The sequence below is a fragment of the Ihubacter massiliensis genome (genome assembly GCF_024125305.1).
GTDB classification, from domain to species: Bacteria; Bacillota; Clostridia; order Peptostreptococcales; family Anaerovoracaceae; genus Hominibacterium; species Hominibacterium faecale.
Window position 1 is genome coordinate 3,196,645 of record NZ_JAMXVH010000001.1, and the last position, 16,993, is coordinate 3,213,637.

The following is a 16,993-nucleotide window of genomic DNA, read 5'->3' on the forward strand; positions in this document are numbered from 1 at the left end:
TTTCTTTTATAACGCAGGAAATATCGATGCAATCGATATTGACGGAGTTTCAAAGAAAGTACCTTGCAAAGTGTCGGCCCTTGCGGCCGACATGTGTGAATAGGGAGCTGTGCTCCCGTCATTCACACTTTTTTATGCCGATGCCATGATCAAATCAATTAAACCGAATTTGAGACAGCCGACTGCCACCAGCAGAATCAGCATCCAGGTGCAGATATTAAGAATCATCATTCGCTCCATGGACCGGGCCGCAAGCTTGCTGCGGTACCGATGCTTTTTCCACTGGAAGGCTGCATACAGAGGAACCAGCCATGCCCAAAGCTTGGTGTGTATGGTCAGCTCGGCACAATAGCCTTCCCCGTCCCTTCCGCCATACATCTCTTTAAACAGATAGTAAGTGATTGGACCGGATAAAAGGGCAACAATCCCGATAATCACAGCTCCGAGCCCATTGGTACAGAGGGCGATGATGCAAATTGCAATCGGGAACAGTGCAATGACAAAGAATAATTTCTTGCCTACCGGAATCCGGTATTCGCCGTGTAAATCTGGCTTTTTAAAGCGTATATACACGGCACTGCCAAAGACCAGCAGCAGGCAGAACATATAAAGGAAAACATCCATAACAATCAGGACATCGAAGGAGCCAATCATCGCCAGCAGCAGAGTGGCTGCGGTTACAACGCAGATCGCCACATACGGCGTTCCATTCTTTTTATCCACTTTCATAAAAAATCTGGGGAATAGCCTGTCTTCCGCCATAACAAAAGGCGCTCTGCTGGAGGATGCCACATAATCGTTGTAAATCGCAAGGTTGGCAAACACCGCGCCTATGACAAAGATAATCATCAGCGGCTTTCCGCCGATCATGCCTCCAATCTCCACATAGGAAAGCCCTTCTTCCGCGCTCCACTGGGACCAGGTCCCTTCCGGCAGCCCAGCAATACCTGCTACCGTCGGCAGAATATAAGTCAATGCTACGAAAGGGATCGCCAGCATCAACCCTTTTGGAATCAGTTTGGACGCACCTTCGATCTCACCTCCCAGGGCGGAAATGGCCTCATAGCCGGAATACATCCACATGCCGACAACCAGCGCCAGGCCAAAGCTGCCCAACGCTCCGCTCTCCGTATTGAAAAAAGGGAGGCAGGGGTTTGTCTGCCAGTTTACAAACCCCATAATTGTCAGCAGCGCAAAGGGAACCAGGCTGATGATACCCAAAATAATGGTGCTGGCCCCCAGCATTTCCAAACCTTTTACATTAATATAGGTAAAAATAACGACCAATGCTACGATCAGCGCAATCCGGGCTAACGTCGACATCTCAATAAAGCTCTCTATGTAGCTGACTGCAAGGACCAGGTATACCGCGGTGTCGATAAATCCCATCAGCGTATACCACCAACCGCAGTTATATCCCCAAAAGTCTCCAAACGTTTCCCTTACCCACACATAGATCCCGCCTGCTTCCGGATAGGTGGAACTCATTTCCGCGCAGATTAATCCGTAGGGCAATCCCCAGAAAATGGCCAGCAGAACCAGCAGAAGAATTGCCATCCCCGGGCCTGCCTGGCCCACCATATCCTCGATTCCATAAGAGCCTCCTGCGATATAGCAATAGAGCAGAAAAAATACGGTGGACAGCTTTACAGCAGATTTTTTTAATGACGGGTTTTCATTCTCAAGCAGGACTTCCCCTGCTTGACTTGGAATATGCATAAAGGTTCCTCCTTGTGTTTATAGCGCTTCGAACAGTGCCTGCAAGTCTTTCTGATCTTTTTCCGCCTTATATTCCGATTCGTACTCAACAATACCAAATGGGAAATTGGCTTCCTGCATGATCTTCAGATATGGTACCGCGTCGAAACATTCCGGAGTCTGAACGCCTTTTCCGGTCCAAATGCCTCTGCCCACCAGCTCGATTCCGATGGAAGCGCCGAAGCCTGTCTGGGAAACGACCGCCTGTGTCCCGAAACGTTTCAAAGATTCCTGCTGGTCCGTACTCTGATACATAAAGATTTTTCTCTGTTTTCCATCTTTGATTCCTTCGCACAAAATTCCTCCGCAAGTCTTTCCAAATACATGGTCGTCGATGCTGTCCGGCTGGGGCGCCACTTTTGCAACCAAATCTCTTGGTGAAATCAGCGTTCCATTCATTTCAACCGGCTCTGTGCTCCTCAGTCCCAGCGCGTTGACTGCCTTCAGAGCGCTTACCAGGTTGTCGTCCAGTCCGATTTTATAGGAAACGCGCTTCAGGCCCTTCTCCTTCAGCACTCTTGGCATGAATACGGTTTCTTCGTGCTCAATTTTATACAGCTTTACAGGGCCTACGCCATCAGGGAATTCAAAGACTTCTTCGCCTGCAAAGGGCTCATCACACACATAACCTTTATCATCATACCAAGTGATATTCGGATTCATACATTCATCCAGCACGGTCCATACGTTAAATCCAAACGCAACGTCATCCGCGCCGCCGTTGGGGTCTTCCATGTTGGCTCCATCTTTGATGTCGATCGTGTGCAGTTCATCAAAGAGGTGATCCGCCGCGAATCTGGCAAAGACGTCGATGGTACCAGGCTCGATTCCCAGACCAATGATAGCCAGCTGGCCTTTTTCTTCCCACTCCTTGTTTTTATTGAAGTTATAATCGGCCATGAACTCTTTAAAGCACTGCTTTCCTGTTCCATAGCACTTCGGTTCATCCTCTGGGACTGTCCATACGCCCATGTTGGAATAGTTGGCTCCGCCTTCCAGCGCCGCGTCAAAGATCGTATTTGTTAAAAACGGAAGCGCCGCATCCATTACAAAGTCAATCTTGTGTTTCTCAATTAAGGCTACCAGTTCTTGCTTGCTCTTTGCGTTTACCTTTTCCGGTACGAACCTCGGGTCACTGATCTCTTCTGCAATATCTCTCGCTTTTCCAAGATCATAATCCGCCATCACAACTTTTTCCAGCCAAGAGCCCTGTGGATCTCTTTCTTTCATAATCTTGATAATTGATTCACCAACACCGCCGCAGCCTACAACCATTAATTTCATTTTTTCTTCTTCCTTTCTGTCAGATCATTCAAATAATTCGTTTTCTTTATCTTAAGAGATTTGGCCCGGTTCATCAATTGCTCCAAATTCTATGTTTTTTACAAAACTTAGTCGGTTTTATCCTTGACCTTTTTTCTTTTTTCCGGGAAGAAAAAAACAAGGACGCCTTTTCGGTCGGCCTCCGAAAATACGTCCTTGTCAATTTTTAGTTTTTGTTTCGAAAAAACAGCTATGCAGCCTAATCGAACTTCAATGCCATTTTTATATTCTTCGGATCGATGTGCCCCTTTAACCGATCAATCAGGCCTTTTACCTCCACATCCTTTTCAAACTCACTGAAATAAATGCAGAATCTGCATCGGCTCAAGGCTTCTTTTCCTTCTTGATGCTGTATGGAAGAGGCAAAGCCTGTAATAATCTGTTCCCATTCCTCTGCGCTCCGCTCCTCAAATCGAATCTCAATGCAGAGGACATACGACATTTCTCTGACGATTCGAAAAATATTTTCTACAAACTCGGTATCATACGTTATTTTTCCATCTCTGAGCCCGGCCGCGTTTTTATCCAGCAGAGGCATATAGATTTCCCGTAGTCCCAGCGCTTGGTGGCTTTCTCGGATCATTTCTTTTTTTATTCTGCTGCCAGTGTACTTTCTCATCTGGTACTCATATTTTTCTTTCCAGTTATGGGACAAATCCGCGGAGTGGATCAAATAGGATTTTTCTTCATCCATGAAGGAATCAATGAGATCACGGCCAAAACTGCCCAAGAGCTGTGTTCCATCATATTCTTCAAAACATGCTCCCCGCTGCATATATTCCTGGTAAGCTTTTTTATGGGCTGACGGTGTGCGGTCATACCACTTTTTAAAACTCTTATAGATATATTTCGGATCGGAAAAACCGCAGTATAGAGAAATTTCATTAATGCTTTTTTCCGTAGTAAAGAGAAGCTTTTCCGCCATTTCACTTCTCCTGGAGTTGAGGTATTCAGTAAAATTCATATTAGTCATCTTCTTCCAAAATTGGGAGATATAAGTTTTGCCGATAAACTCCTTCTGCGCCAGCGCTTCCAGACTGACCTTCTCTTCATACCCCTCCTCAATTTCTTTCATAATCCTATGATATCTCTGGAGCTGGTCTTCCGCAATATCCCGTCCGTTATAATAATGAGCCATATCAAATTTATAGACAAGGAGCTCCATAATTTGCCTCATGTTTTCATTGATTTTGTCGATTTCCTTGTCGTTCTTTGCCGCTTCCACAATAACCATTACTAAAAGCTTTCTTAATTCGGGCACGTACTTCTCCTGCATGCTGTTGGTATTAAAGCTTTCACAGATAAAGTTCAAATATCGGATGTATGGCTGCTGATCCTCAAATTGCAGAAGATCAATATATAAAGATATAACCAAATTATCCCCGTTTCCATGGAGATAATGGATATCACCTTCATTGAGGACGACGTAATCTCCCTCTTGCAGCTGAAAGCGGTCATAGCTGGCCAAAACCTGCACCTGGCCTTTCAGTACAAAAATTACCTCTAGGCAATCATCGTGCCAATGAGGAGGATAATCGGTAATATTATAGGCTCGCACCGCGGTAGGCGTGTCTGGAATAAAGCTAATATCTTCTCTCTGAAGCATCATCATTTCCCCGTTCCTTTATATTCTTCTTCTATTTTAACATACATCTCAAGGAATTGAGTTTTCAATTTCCCTTTTCTTGTGGTAGAATAAATGGATATGAGAACAATAACCTTAAAAAACGAAGAAGAAACAAAAGAATTCGGGCTGCAGCTGGGGAGGGAAGCCCAAAAGGGCGATGTGATCGCGCTCATCGGCGATCTGGGCACTGGAAAGACGGCCCTCACCAAGTATATCGCAAAGGGCCTTGGCATTGAAGAAACCATTACCAGCCCAACCTTTACCATTGTACAGGAATATCACGACGGCAGGATGCCGCTGTATCATTTTGATGTGTACCGGATCGGAGACCCGGATGAAATGTTCGAGCTGGGATATGAAGAATATTTTTATGGAGACGGCGTATGCGTCATCGAATGGGCGGACGTGATCGAAGACTTGATTCCCCCGGAAGCAAAGACGATCTTTATCCAATATGGTAAAAATGAGGGAGAAAGGATATATCAATGTACATTTTAGCGTTGGAAACGACCGGAGCGCACGCATCGGCAGCGATTATCGACGAAGCGGATCATGTTATTTTGAAAAAATCAGAAGGCGTATTGAACCACCTGCAAAACCTGATGCCAATGGTTCAAGAGCTTCTTGCAGAAAATGGTTTGAAACTGTCTGACCTAACAGCTGTGGCGGCATCCCAGGGACCCGGGTCCTTTACCGGAATCCGCATCGGCGTGTCTTCTGCCAGAGCGCTGGCACAAGTACTGGATATCAAAGCAATCGCGGTTCCTACATTGATGACTTTTGCCTATCACATGCCCCAATACACGGGATTGATCTGCCCGGTTTTCGATGCCAGGAGGAGCCAGGTCTATGCCGGCGCCTATCGCTGGCAGGACGGGAAAATTAAGGAAGCTGTTGAAGGTGCGCCCTATATGATTGAAGAATTTTTAAACAAAGTAAATGCATTGGGCGGACAGAGAATGTTTTTCGGCGACGGCACCAAGGCTTATCGAGATTATTTTGACGATGCAGAGCTGGCGCCCAAGGAGTGCCGTCTCCAATCGGCAGACTCGGTGGCCCGTGTGGCTAAGGATCTGTTTATGCAGGGTAAGGCCGTATGCTGCGAGGAATTAAAGCCCAACTATATGCGCAAGGCAGAAGCAGAACGGAAATTGGAAGAGAAGAGACATGAATAATTTAGTAATTAGACAGGCGGATGAAACGGATATCGACGCCATTGCAAGACTGGAAGAAATCTGCTTTGCCACCCCCTGGAGCCGGGAATCGATCCGCCAGGAACTGACAGAAAACAAACTGGCCTTCTATGTGATTGCGGAGCTGGACGGAGAGATCGTCGGCTACGCCGGTATGTGGCTGGTGATCGATGAAGGGCACATTACCAATGTGGCAGTGCTGCCAGAACATCGGGGAAAACATATCGCATCGGCCATCATTGCCGTGATGATCGAGTTTACCGAGGGCCAGGGCATCAAGCGCTTTACGCTGGAAGTCCGCAGCTCCAATGAAGCGGCCAAAGGACTTTACCGCAAATTTAATTTTAAGGAAGAAGGACTGCGCAAAGGATACTATCAGGATAACGGTGAAGATGCAGTGATCATGTGGCGAGACCCTTCCGAGCCTTTGAAGAACTAAGGGGCAAGAGTGTTCAGGAGTGCCTTTAGGTTTGTATAAGGGGCCCGCAGCATGGATGAATCCCGCAGCTGCTGATTTTATCGCTGGAGATAATGCAGAGCGGCATTTACGATGATGTTTTCCAGCGATAAAAGTGCGATTGCAGCGGCGATCCCATGGGAGCATGGAAACGGCCCGCAGCCAAAAGCGTCAACGCCGCACTAAAATAGTGAAAACAGAATAAAAACCGATTCCCGGAGGATACTAGTATTAAGAATAGCGTTCGAGGAGGGAATCATGAGACACAATAACGATTTTTATGAGGAAGACCGTTTCGGAGATGACATGGTAGCAGTGGCCAGCCATTGCAGCCGCTTTTCCAGGAGGCATGATTTTGATATGTTCAACATGGGAACCTATCAATCCTGTGAAAACTGCAGACACCTGTCGTCGGATAACCAGTGTGTAGTCAAGGCACAGAATCAGATCTTCCCTTTAGAATAGAGGATAATTATGAAAGACGGAAAATTATTGACAATGGGCATCGAATCCAGCTGCGATGAGACATCGGTGGCGATTGTGGCAGAAGGACGGCAGGTCCTTTCCAATATCATTGCATCACAAATTGAGGTGCATCAGGTGTTCGGCGGGGTGGTGCCGGAGATCGCATCCCGCCACCATCTTTCCAATATCAACCATGTCACGAATCAGGCGCTTGTCCAGGCAGGGATAACGATGGAGCAGGTGGACCTGATTGGCGTAACCTATGGTCCGGGCCTTGTAGGCGCGCTGCTGATCGGTCTGGCAACAGCCAAAGCATATGCCTTGGCGGCGGACAAGCCGCTGGTGGGCGTGCATCATATTCAGGGTCATATCAGCGCCAACTACATAGAACACCTGAATCTGGAGCCGCCCTTTATGGCTCTGGTCATATCCGGAGGACATACCAATATTGTGGAAGTGACCGGCTATAATGAATGCCGGGTGCTGGGAAAGACCCGGGACGATGCTGCCGGAGAGGCGTATGATAAGGTGGCCAGAGTGCTGGGATTGGGTTATCCTGGCGGACCGCTGATCGATAAGATCGCCAAAGAAGGAGACCCCCATACGGTGGAATTCAAGCGGGTATTCCTGGAGAAGGACAGCCTGGATTTCAGCTTCAGCGGTATTAAGACCGGTGTGCTCAACTATATCAACTCGGAAAAACAAGCCGGCAGAGCGATTAACACGGCCGATGTGGCCGCCAGCTTTCAGCAGGCTGTTTTGGATGTCATTGTGACAAAAACCATCTCCGCGGCAGTAAAGATGAAAAAAGATAAGATCGTGCTGGCGGGGGGCGTTGCTGCCAACAGCAAGCTGCGGAGCATGATGGAAGAGGCGTGCCGCAGGCAAGGCATCGCCCTTTATTATCCGTCGCCGATCCTATGTACGGACAATGCTGCAATGATCGGCTGTGCAGCGTACTACAAATATAAATCCGGGATCACAGACGATCTGACGCTGGATGCGATCCCCAATTTACCATTATAGACAGATAGGAAAAGAAAGATGATTATTTTATCAGCAAAGGATTTGACCAAGGCTTACGGCGTCGATGTAATCCTGGAGAACGTCTCTTTCCATATCAACGAAGGAGACCGGATCGGCATCATCGGAGCCAACGGGGCCGGTAAGACAACTCTGCTTAAAATCCTTTCAGGTGAACTGAACGCGGACATCGGTGATTTTTTTGTGTCTGCGGACACTACTATTGGATACTTGAAGCAGAGCGATAACTTTCATTCGGAACATACCGTCATGGAAGAGGTAGAGGCCATCTTTTCGGGAATGGAACAAATGGAGCAGGACATGCTCGCCCTTTCCGCCGAAATTTCCAAGAAAGCTGAGAGAGGCGAATCAGGTCCGCAGGTGGACCGGCTCCTGGAGCGATACGACCGGATGCAGGAAGAATATCGGGATCAAGGAGGATATAGCTACAAGAGCGAAATCAACGGAATTCTCAGCAGCATGGCCTTTGGAGAAGAGTTTTATCACAAAAAGATTTCCACATTGAGCGGCGGAGAACGGACTCGCCTGGCTTTGGCGTGCCTGCTCTTAAAAAAACCGGATCTGCTGTTTTTGGACGAGCCCACTAACCACCTGGACATCGGTACGCTCAAGTGGCTGGAACAATATTTAAAATCATATCGAGGGACGATTTTGCTGGTTTCCCACGACCGTTATTTTCTGGATCAAACAGTCAACCGCATCTTCGAAGTGGAACATCACAAGCTTTATACATATGAAGGCAGCTACAGCAGCTATGCCGAGCAGAAGAAACAGCGGCGGGAAGCGCAGATGCGCAAGTATCAGCAGCAACAAAAAGAAATCGCCCGCCAAGAAGAAATTATCCGGCGTTTCAAGCAGCACGGCACCGAAAAATTGGCCAAGCGGGCCGCTTCCCGGGAGAAACGGCTGGAGGCGGTAGAAATGGTAGACCGCCCGGAAGCATCGCGAGGCAGAATGAAGCTGCAGTTCCGGCAGAATTTCAAAACGGGAAACGACGTGCTGGAAGGGGAAGGCCTCTCCAAAAGCTTCGGCTACGGTTCCAATGAAAAGCATCTCTTTGAAAAGGTGGACTTTGATATCAAACGGGGTGAAAGGATTTGTATCGTGGGGCCAAATGGCGTGGGAAAAACTACGCTGCTAAAAATCCTGCTGGGCGATCTTTCACCAAATTCCGGCAGGCTGAAAGTGGGCCACAACGTGGATTTCGGCTATTACGATCAGGAACAGCAGCTGCTGGGCGGAAGCAATACGGTACTGGAAGAATTGCACGACGCATATCGGCTTTATACGGACACGGAGCTGCGCTCCATACTGGGAAGCTTTCTCTTTCAGGGTGATATGGTATTTCTTCCGGTAAGCGCCCTCAGCGGCGGCGAAAAGGCGCGGTTGTCGCTGCTGAAGCTGATGCTGTCAGGAGCCAACACCCTGATCATGGACGAGCCAACCAACCATTTGGACATTGAATCCAAGGAAGTCTTTGAGGACGCGCTGCTGGATTTTCCCGGAACCGTTATCGTGGTTTCCCATGACCGGTACTTTCTCAACAAAATTCCCACCAGAATTTTTGAGCTGGGCCGGGAAGGCATCACGGCTTTTTTGGGAACGTATAATTATTACGTGGAAAAGAAGCAGGAGATCGAATCCGGCAAGAAGTATCTGGAAGAGCTGGCCGGAAAAGAGGAAAAACCCCAGGAGGAAAAACTTTCCGTCAATGAGCAGCGCCGCCTGAAAAAGGAAGAAGAGGCTCGAAAAAGAAGGCTTGCAAGACAGCTTGCACAGGCGGAAGAGAACATTGAAGCCCTGGAAAGCAGGATTGCATCCATTGAGGCACAGCTATGCCGGGAGGAAGTGATGACCGATCCGGAGCAGCTGAAAACCTTGAGCAAAGAGCTGGACGAGGCCAAGGAAGAGATGGCCGGCGAATACGAAAGATGGATGGAATTGCAGGACATCTAACGGAAGTTGGACGATCCGATGGAAAAAAAGTTAAAAAACGGTTGCAATATAAAGAACTGTCTACTATAATAAGTTTGAGTTATTTGCGGATAAACTTTGCAATGGGCAAATATGATAAACCGGTAATGTTTAACTGAATGGAGGTATATTATGGTTTTTGATAAGATTAAGGGAATTATTGCTGAACAGCTGGGCGTTGAAGAGGATGCGGTAAAGACAGAAACCCATCTGATGAAAGATTTGGAAGCGGATTCCCTGGATGCAGTTGAGATCATTATGGCGATCGAGGACGAATTTGACATCGAAGTTCCCGATGAAGACGCAGAAAAATTCCAGACTGTAGGCGATATTATCAAATATGTCGAGGAAAAAGCGTAAGACAGCAGATCAGGAAAACCCGTCGCAAGGCGGGTTTTGCAAATTATAAGGTAATTGAGGAAGTGGAATGAAAAAAGATACGAAAATATCAAATGCGGTTATCAAGCGCCTGCCCAGATATCGACGATATCTGAAAGAATTGCAGAAAAAGGGAGTCGATAAAATTTCTTCCAATGAATTCAGCAGCTTGATCGGATACACGGCTTCGCAGATCCGTCAGGATCTCAATAACTTCGGCGGTTTTGGACAGCAGGGATACGGGTACAACGTTGAGGGCCTGTATAATGAGATCAGCGCCATTTTAGGCTTGGATAAGGAATATAAGATGATTATCGTTGGTGCCGGTAATCTGGGCCAGGCCATTGCTAACTACACCTATTACTACAAAGCAGGCTTTGTGGTTTGCGGTATTTTTGATATCAATCCAAGGCTGATCGGTTTGAAGATCAACGATATTGAGGTTATGGATTATGAGAATATCGTAGAATATGTGGAAGAGAACCAAATCAACATTGGGATTATCTGTACGACCAAGGACAGCGCTCAGGAGGTTGCGGACAAACTTTGCTTTGCCGGAGTCAGCGGCCTTTGGAATTTTGCTCCGGTAGATTTGGAAGTGCCGGACCATGTAGCCATTGAGAATGTGCATCTGAGCGACAGCCTGCACTCTCTGGCGTACCATATGAACCGCAATACTACGGAAAATATATAACAAAAAATAAATAACCGTTTCTTTATGCAAGAAACGGTTATTACGTATACAAATTATTATGTATAAACTAAGCTTCTACTGGAGCGTCAACTGGGCAAGCGCCTGCGCATGCGCCGCAGTCAATGCACTTATCAGCGTCGATTACATAGATTCCGTCGCCTTCAGAGATAGCTTCCGTCGGGCACTCACCTGCGCATACTCCGCAGCTGATGCAAGCATCTTTAATTACATAAGCCATTGTAACAACCTCCTTTAATGTTTATCTTCACGATACATCTGATTATAACAGAAGGGTATGGAGAATTCAAGATGAAAGTTTACGCACTTGTGGGCAAAAGTGGAACAGGAAAGAGCTTCCAGGCCCAGAACCTATGTAAAGAATTAAATATTGAGGGTATCATCGATGATGGACTCTTTATTTATGAGAATAAAGTTATGGCCGGTATATCTGCCAAAAGGCGGTCTACAAAAGTCGGGGCAGTCAAAACGGCCCTATTTACTAAGGAGGAACACCAGAAGGAGGTGGCTGAAAGCATCCGTAGAACACCTCCGCAAAAGCTTTTAGTAATTGGCACTTCCGATGAGATGGTTAAACGAATTGCAAAGAGACTGGCACTCCCGCAAATATCGGAGACCGTGTATATAACGGATATCACTACGGAAGAGGAGCGGGCGATTGCCCACAAACAGCGGCATGAAATGGGACAGCACGTTATCCCTGCTCCGGTTTTTCAGCTCAAGCGTCAGTTCTCCGGTTATTTTATGTCGCCGCTGCGCATCTTTCGCGGATGGAGCGCCAATAAGGGCGGGTTCGCGGAAAAATCCGTGGTGCGGCCGACTTACAGCTATCTGGGGGATTACAATCTGTCGGACAAAGTATTCAGCGATATTGTGGAATGCGTGGCGGCCCGGATGGAGAGTGTGGACGATATCCTGCGGGTGATGACAATCACGGCTATGGAAGGGGTGGAGCTGACGGCATTGGTCAATATGCGCTACGGATTTAACATAGTGGCTCAGGCTGCAGCGCTACAAAAAGAAGCGACCCGGCAGATCGAAGATATGACGGCTTTCAATGTAAACCGCTTTGATATTGAAGTAAGAGGTCTGAAATAATGAGGCAGGTCAGCATAGAAGGCATACGCGATTTTGACCTGGACCATATCTTTGATTGCGGGCAGGCATTCAGGTGGAACCGCCGGCCCGACGGAAGCTATGCCGGTATTGCAGGCAGACGTATTGCTAATCTGCGATTTGATCCCTGCCAGCAAGGGGGCCGGCTGATACTTTCAAATGTAACGGATGAGGATTTTAATGGATTTTGGAAGGACTATCTGGACTTGGGCCGGGATTATGGCGCCATCAAAAAAGAATTGGCGGCAAAGGATCCCGTTATTGGAAGAGCCATTGGTGCAGGACAGGGAATTCGCCTGCTGAGGCAGGACAAGTGGGAGACACTGATTTCGTTTATCCTTTCTCAAAACAACCATATTCCAAGGATTAAAAAATGTATTGAAGCTTTGTGCTGTCAGTTTGGGGAAAAGGCCGGCCAGCTGGACGGAGAGGTCTACTACACCTTTCCTGCGCCGGAGACTCTGGCCTGTCTGGAGCCGGAAGATTTGGTGGAATGCCGGCTGGGCTACCGGGCAAAATACTTGATCGGCACCGCCAGAAAAGTGGCCGCAGACGGATTGGAGCGGCTGGAAACGATGGGGGCGCCGGATGTATCCGCTGCGGAAGCCTTTGAATATGTGACCAGCTTTCCCGGTGTGGGGCCCAAGGTTGCAAATTGTATTTTACTTTTTTCCATGGGCAAGTACGATTGCTTTCCGGTGGATGTGTGGATGAAAAAGGTAATGAACGATCTTTACGGGCTGGAGTCAGTGAAGGAGATCAGTGATTTTGCGGGCCGTACCTATGGCAGCTACGGCGGAATCGCCCAGCAATATTTATTCTACTATGTTCGCCAAATCAGCCGCAGGCAATCCGCGGATCCTTTGACTCTTGAGAACCGCAGGAAATGAACCTTTGCCGGGGGTGTTCATTTTTTAAATTTGTGGTAAAATAGATGCGAACGGTTGAAAGAGAACGATAGAAACATCGCCGGGCTGATTATGATCGCGTGGATTTTTCCGAAAGAGGCAGGATTTGATATGGAAAGAAGGAAAGATAGTAGAGGCTTCACACTGGTCGAAGTGATAGTGGTGCTGGTAATCTTGGCCATACTGGCTGCGATTTTGATTCCGGCATACACTGGATATATTAAAAAGACGGAAAAGACAAAATGCGCCATTCAGCGGGGTGATCTGGAAAAGAAGTTTATTGCTATGTTTAATTATGATCCTCAGATACGCAGCTGCACTACGACCGCAGATGTGATAAAGATTACTGGTACCAATGTGGCAAAGTACATGCTGGATAACGGATATTATGAAGGTGAAACCAAATGCCCGGTATATGATCAGGATTATGAGTTTAAGTTGATTCCTTCCGGCGCCGGCTATCGGGGCGAGTTTACCTGCGGGTGCGCAGCGGATGAGTTCAGTAAGTTTGCTGCAGCGGTGAAGAAGGCTGCGGAAGAGCTGAATAATAGCGGCAAGGATAGCGAGCTGATTAGGAATGTCTATAAGGCCTACGGAAGCCTGCCTAAGGTCAGCGAGACAGAGCTTGCCAGCACAGGCTATGATGGAAAAACCATGTACTGGCGTCCTTATCAGTTGGGTAACGGGAATATCATATATTTTGCAAATTTATCCCCATATTCGGAGGGGAACCCCCAGGGTTCCTGGAATGCAGGGATCATCAAAGTGAATGGAGAAGTTTATAGTACAGGCGGAAAAGAAACCAATATAGCAGACGCTAAGAATTACAAAGGCAAAGACATTGATCACTTTGTTGATGAATACTTAGCGGGAAAAGGATTTAAGAAAAAATAAAATCTGATTTAAGGCGGCAGCTGAACGGAGAAGAGTCCGGGCAGCCTGCCGCTTTTCCTTTCTTTAAAAAATCTTTAGCAAAAAACCAAAAAAACCTGTTGACAACTGGGACTGAAAGTATTAAATTATAGTTAGCACTCGTAAAGAGTGAGTGCTAACAAATCGTAGATAATAAAATAACTATAAAAGTGAAGGAGATGAAACTATGAGTTTTGGAATTAAGCCTTTGGGCGCACGTGTGGTTATTAAAAGATTAGAAGCAGAAGAAAAGACAGCCAGCGGCATTGTACTGCCTGGTCAGGCGAAAGAAAAGCCTCAGATGGCGGAGATCGTTGCAGTGGGACCTGGGACAGAAGAAGAAAAGATGGAACTGAAAGCAGGAGACACAGTGATCTTTTCCCAGTATGCCGGAACAGAGATCAAATATCAGGGTGAAGAATACACGATCTTAAACCAGAGAGACATTTTAGCAACCGTGGAGTAATTAGGAAAGGTAGGTAATGAGGAATGGCAAAAGAATTACATTATGGTGAGGACGCCAGAAGAAAATTACAGGCAGGCGTTGACAAACTTGCAGATACAGTAAAAATTACGTTAGGACCAAAGGGAAGAAACGTTCTTCTCGATAAAAAGTTCGGATCACCGCTGATCACCAACGACGGCGTGACTATCGCAAAAGAGATCGAGCTGGATGATGCTGTTGAAAACATGGGGGCTCAGCTGGTCAAAGAAGTTGCGACAAAGACCAACGACGTCGCTGGCGACGGTACGACTACAGCGACACTGCTGGCTCAGATCATCATTAAAGAAGGATTTAAAAATGTAGCAGCTGGCGCAAACCCAATGGTACTGAAAAAAGGAATCCAGGGAGCTGTTGATGTGGCTGTGGATGAAATTCAGAAGATTTCCCACGAAGTGGACAGCAAAGAAAGCATCGCGCAGGTTGCATCCATTTCCGCTGCTGATGACCAGATCGGCGCACTGATCGCAGAAGCGATGGAAAAAGTGGGCAAAGACGGCGTTATCACCGTAGAAGAAGCAAAATCCATGGGAACGACGCTGGACGTAGTAGAAGGTATGCAGTTTGACAGAGGCTACCTGTCCGCATATATGGTAACTGATACAGAAAAGATGGAAGCTGTTTTAGAAAACCCCTACATCTTACTGACAGATAAGAAAATCTCCAACATTCAGGAGCTGCTGCCAATCTTAGAGCAGGTCGTACAGCAGGGAAGAAAACTGATGATCATCTGCGAAGATCTGGAAGGCGAAGCGCTGGCAACCATCGTTGTCAACAAGCTGAAGGGAACCTTCGACTGTGTAGCTGTTAAGGCTCCTGGCTTCGGCGACAGAAGAAAGGCCATGATGGAAGATATCGCTATCCTGACCGGCGGTACAGTAATCTCTGAAGAAGTTGGCTATGATATTAAGGAAGCTACCCTGGATATGCTGGGTACAGCCGCAACCGTTAAGGTTGACAAAGAAAACACCGTAATCGTAGACGGAGCAGGCGATGCCAGCGAAATCGAAGCGAGAGTTCATCAGCTGAAAGCGCAGATCGAAGAAAGCACTTCAGATTTCGATAAAGAAAAGACTCAGGAAAGACTGGCAAAACTGTCCGGCGGCGTAGCAGTAATCAAAGTAGGTGCAGCTACCGAAACAGAACTGAAAGAAAGAAAGCTGAGAATTGAAGATGCTCTCAACGCTACAAAAGCGGCAGTTGAAGAGGGTATCGTTTCCGGCGGCGGCGTAGCGCTGGCCAACGCAATTCCGGCAGTGGCAAAATATGTGAAAGACCTGGCCGGCGATGAAAAGACTGGTGCAGCAATCATCCAGAGAGCTCTGGAAGAGCCGGTTAGACAGATCGCAGAAAACGCTGGATTCGAAGGCAGCGTAGTTGTTGCTAAAGTTCTTACCAGCGACGCGGGCGTAGGCTTTAACGCAGCTCACGAAGAATATGAAAATATGATCGACGCAGGTATCGTAGACCCTGCTAAGGTTACAAGATCAGCCCTGCAGAACGCGGCATCCGCTTCCGCAATGCTCCTGACAACAGAAGCAGGCGTAACAGATGCTCCTGCAGAAGAAGGCGCGGCAATGCCTCCAATGGGCGGCGGAATGCCGGGCGGTATGCCGGGAATGATGTAAGCTGACATTTCCAAAAGAATAGTTTCGAGCAGTCTGCCCAGCAGACTGCTCTTCCTTTTCTCAAAAGAAAAAAAGCTCCCCAACCTTTTTAACTGTGGTATAATAGACCCAAACTTGAATTTGCAACGTTATCACAGTAATGCGAGGAGGTGGATTTATGACAAAGCCTTCGACCCACGATGATAAAGGCGTACAATCTGTGGATCGAGTGCTGGACATGATTGAAGTTTTAGCAGAGGAACAGGAGGGCCTGGGTGTTACCGAGCTGGCAAACCGTGTGGGACTCCATAAAAGTACGGCACATCGACTTTTAGCGACGCTGACGAGAAGAAATTACATAGAAAAGACAGAATCGGGCACTTACAAGATCGGACTGAAGCTGATTGAGGCGGTCAGCTGCTACATCAACAGCCTGGAGCTGCAGACCGAGGCCCGGCCCTATATCGTACAGATTACATCCCATTTGGGATTGACCTCCCATTTAGGCGTACTGGACGGAGATCAAGTAGTCTATATCGAAAAGATGGATGTGGTTTCCACGGTGAAGATGTATTCCCAGATCGGACTGCGAATGCACGCCTATTGTTCATCTTTGGGCAAATGTCTTCTTTCCAATTACTCAAAGGAGGAGTTGGAAGACCGAATGAAAAACTGCAGCTTCATTAAATTTACGCCCAACACCATTTCCAGCATGGAAGAACTTCATGAGGAAATGACCAAGGTACGCAGGCAAGGCTGGGCTATGGATGATCAGGAATTTGAGATCGGGCATCGATGTATTGGAGCGCCTATCTACGATTATCGTGGTGATATCATTGCTTCTATCAGCGCCAGCGGAGATGTACGTGTACTGACAGATGACCGCATTGAGGACACGGCTGCCTATGTAAAGCAGGTGGCACTGGAGCTGTCGCGGAGCATGGGCTATGTTGAATAAATTTGTTACAATTTAAAAAAATGTGGTATACATATAAGAGTAGTGACATTTGTAAGATA

General features: G+C 47.3%; 18 protein-coding genes. 14 read left to right on the forward strand and 4 right to left on the reverse strand.

The annotated features are described in order from the left end of the window. Nucleotides 1-132: 132 nt before the first annotated feature. The 3 genes from NIA71_RS14830 to NIA71_RS14840 all read right to left on the reverse strand — a co-directional run bounded on the left by NIA71_RS14830 (nucleotide 133) and on the right by NIA71_RS14840 (nucleotide 4,693). Complete coding sequence (locus NIA71_RS14830; RefSeq protein ID WP_148397005.1) at nucleotides 133-1,719, reverse strand: APC family permease; 1,587 nt, start codon at nucleotides 1,717-1,719, stop codon at nucleotides 133-135. Nucleotides 1,720-1,737: 18 nt separating this feature from the next. Next, nucleotides 1,738-3,042, reverse strand: a complete 1,305-nt coding sequence (locus NIA71_RS14835; protein ID WP_253020813.1) for a saccharopine dehydrogenase family protein — start codon at nucleotides 3,040-3,042, stop codon at nucleotides 1,738-1,740. Nucleotides 3,043-3,280: 238 nt separating this feature from the next. Further along, nucleotides 3,281-4,693 (reverse strand): AraC family transcriptional regulator, encoded by a 1,413-nt coding sequence (locus NIA71_RS14840; RefSeq protein ID WP_253020814.1) that lies wholly within the window; start codon nucleotides 4,691-4,693, stop codon nucleotides 3,281-3,283. An 87-nt stretch (nucleotides 4,694-4,780) separates the two neighbouring features. On the opposite strand from NIA71_RS14840, the gene tsaE reads away from it, so the two are divergent. The 8 genes from tsaE to NIA71_RS14880 all read left to right on the forward strand — a co-directional run bounded on the left by tsaE (nucleotide 4,781) and on the right by NIA71_RS14880 (nucleotide 10,913). Next, nucleotides 4,781-5,206 (forward strand): tRNA (adenosine(37)-N6)-threonylcarbamoyltransferase complex ATPase subunit type 1 TsaE, encoded by a 426-nt coding sequence (tsaE, locus tag NIA71_RS14845; protein WP_415270804.1) that lies wholly within the window; start codon nucleotides 4,781-4,783, stop codon nucleotides 5,204-5,206. Beyond that, a complete protein-coding gene (gene tsaB / locus NIA71_RS14850; protein WP_148397002.1) occupies nucleotides 5,194-5,883 on the forward strand; it encodes a tRNA (adenosine(37)-N6)-threonylcarbamoyltransferase complex dimerization subunit type 1 TsaB in 690 nt (229 codons plus the stop codon). Before tsaE ends, tsaB begins: the two co-directional genes overlap by 13 nt. Continuing rightward, entirely contained in the window at nucleotides 5,876-6,340 is a 465-nt protein-coding gene (gene rimI, locus NIA71_RS14855; RefSeq protein ID WP_253020815.1) for a ribosomal protein S18-alanine N-acetyltransferase, read from the forward strand. Before tsaB ends, rimI begins: the two co-directional genes overlap by 8 nt. 276 nt (nucleotides 6,341-6,616) lie before the next feature. Next, nucleotides 6,617-6,823: a hypothetical protein gene (locus tag NIA71_RS14860; RefSeq protein WP_148397000.1), complete on the forward strand. Its 207-nt coding sequence runs from the start codon at nucleotides 6,617-6,619 to the stop codon at nucleotides 6,821-6,823. 9 nt (nucleotides 6,824-6,832) lie between these two features. Continuing rightward, entirely contained in the window at nucleotides 6,833-7,849 is a 1,017-nt protein-coding gene (gene tsaD, locus NIA71_RS14865) for a tRNA (adenosine(37)-N6)-threonylcarbamoyltransferase complex transferase subunit TsaD (protein ID WP_253020816.1), read from the forward strand. A gap of 18 nt (nucleotides 7,850-7,867) precedes the next feature. Next, nucleotides 7,868-9,823 carry a ribosomal protection-like ABC-F family protein gene (gene abc-f, locus NIA71_RS14870; RefSeq protein ID WP_253020817.1) on the forward strand — a complete coding sequence of 652 codons (1,956 nt, stop codon included), beginning with the start codon at nucleotides 7,868-7,870 and terminating at the stop codon, nucleotides 9,821-9,823. Between the two features lie 150 nt (nucleotides 9,824-9,973). Further along, entirely contained in the window at nucleotides 9,974-10,201 is a 228-nt protein-coding gene (gene acpP / locus NIA71_RS14875; RefSeq protein WP_148396997.1) for an acyl carrier protein, read from the forward strand. A 67-nt stretch (nucleotides 10,202-10,268) separates the two neighbouring features. Further along, a complete protein-coding gene (locus tag NIA71_RS14880; protein WP_253020818.1) occupies nucleotides 10,269-10,913 on the forward strand; it encodes a redox-sensing transcriptional repressor Rex in 645 nt (214 codons plus the stop codon). Nucleotides 10,914-10,980: 67 nt separating this feature from the next. On the opposite strand, the gene NIA71_RS14885 is transcribed toward NIA71_RS14880, so the two are convergent. Beyond that, nucleotides 10,981-11,151 carry a DUF362 domain-containing protein gene (locus NIA71_RS14885; protein WP_148396995.1) on the reverse strand — a complete coding sequence of 57 codons (171 nt, stop codon included), beginning with the start codon at nucleotides 11,149-11,151 and terminating at the stop codon, nucleotides 10,981-10,983. 71 nt (nucleotides 11,152-11,222) lie between these two features. Between NIA71_RS14885 and NIA71_RS14890 the strand changes: the two genes are divergently transcribed. The 6 genes from NIA71_RS14890 to NIA71_RS14915 all read left to right on the forward strand — a co-directional run bounded on the left by NIA71_RS14890 (nucleotide 11,223) and on the right by NIA71_RS14915 (nucleotide 16,934). Further along, nucleotides 11,223-12,029, forward strand: a complete 807-nt coding sequence (locus NIA71_RS14890; protein WP_253020819.1) for a hypothetical protein — start codon at nucleotides 11,223-11,225, stop codon at nucleotides 12,027-12,029. Next, the gene (locus tag NIA71_RS14895; RefSeq protein WP_253020820.1) at nucleotides 12,029-12,937 is read left to right on the forward strand and encodes a DNA-3-methyladenine glycosylase family protein; all 909 of its coding nucleotides are present in this window, start codon (nucleotides 12,029-12,031) and stop codon (nucleotides 12,935-12,937) included. The genes NIA71_RS14890 and NIA71_RS14895 overlap by 1 nt, the downstream gene beginning before the upstream one ends. A 54-nt stretch (nucleotides 12,938-12,991) precedes the next feature. Beyond that, nucleotides 12,992-13,849, forward strand: a complete 858-nt coding sequence (locus tag NIA71_RS14900) for a prepilin-type N-terminal cleavage/methylation domain-containing protein (RefSeq protein ID WP_253020821.1) — start codon at nucleotides 12,992-12,994, stop codon at nucleotides 13,847-13,849. Between the two features lie 205 nt (nucleotides 13,850-14,054). Beyond that, the gene (locus tag NIA71_RS14905; RefSeq protein WP_148396992.1) at nucleotides 14,055-14,333 is read left to right on the forward strand and encodes a co-chaperone GroES; all 279 of its coding nucleotides are present in this window, start codon (nucleotides 14,055-14,057) and stop codon (nucleotides 14,331-14,333) included. A gap of 23 nt (nucleotides 14,334-14,356) precedes the next feature. After that, nucleotides 14,357-15,997, forward strand: a complete 1,641-nt coding sequence (gene groL, locus NIA71_RS14910) for a chaperonin GroEL (protein ID WP_148396991.1) — start codon at nucleotides 14,357-14,359, stop codon at nucleotides 15,995-15,997. A gap of 157 nt (nucleotides 15,998-16,154) precedes the next feature. Continuing rightward, nucleotides 16,155-16,934, forward strand: a complete 780-nt coding sequence (locus tag NIA71_RS14915; protein ID WP_148396990.1) for an IclR family transcriptional regulator — start codon at nucleotides 16,155-16,157, stop codon at nucleotides 16,932-16,934. Nucleotides 16,935-16,993 lie beyond the last annotated feature (59 nt).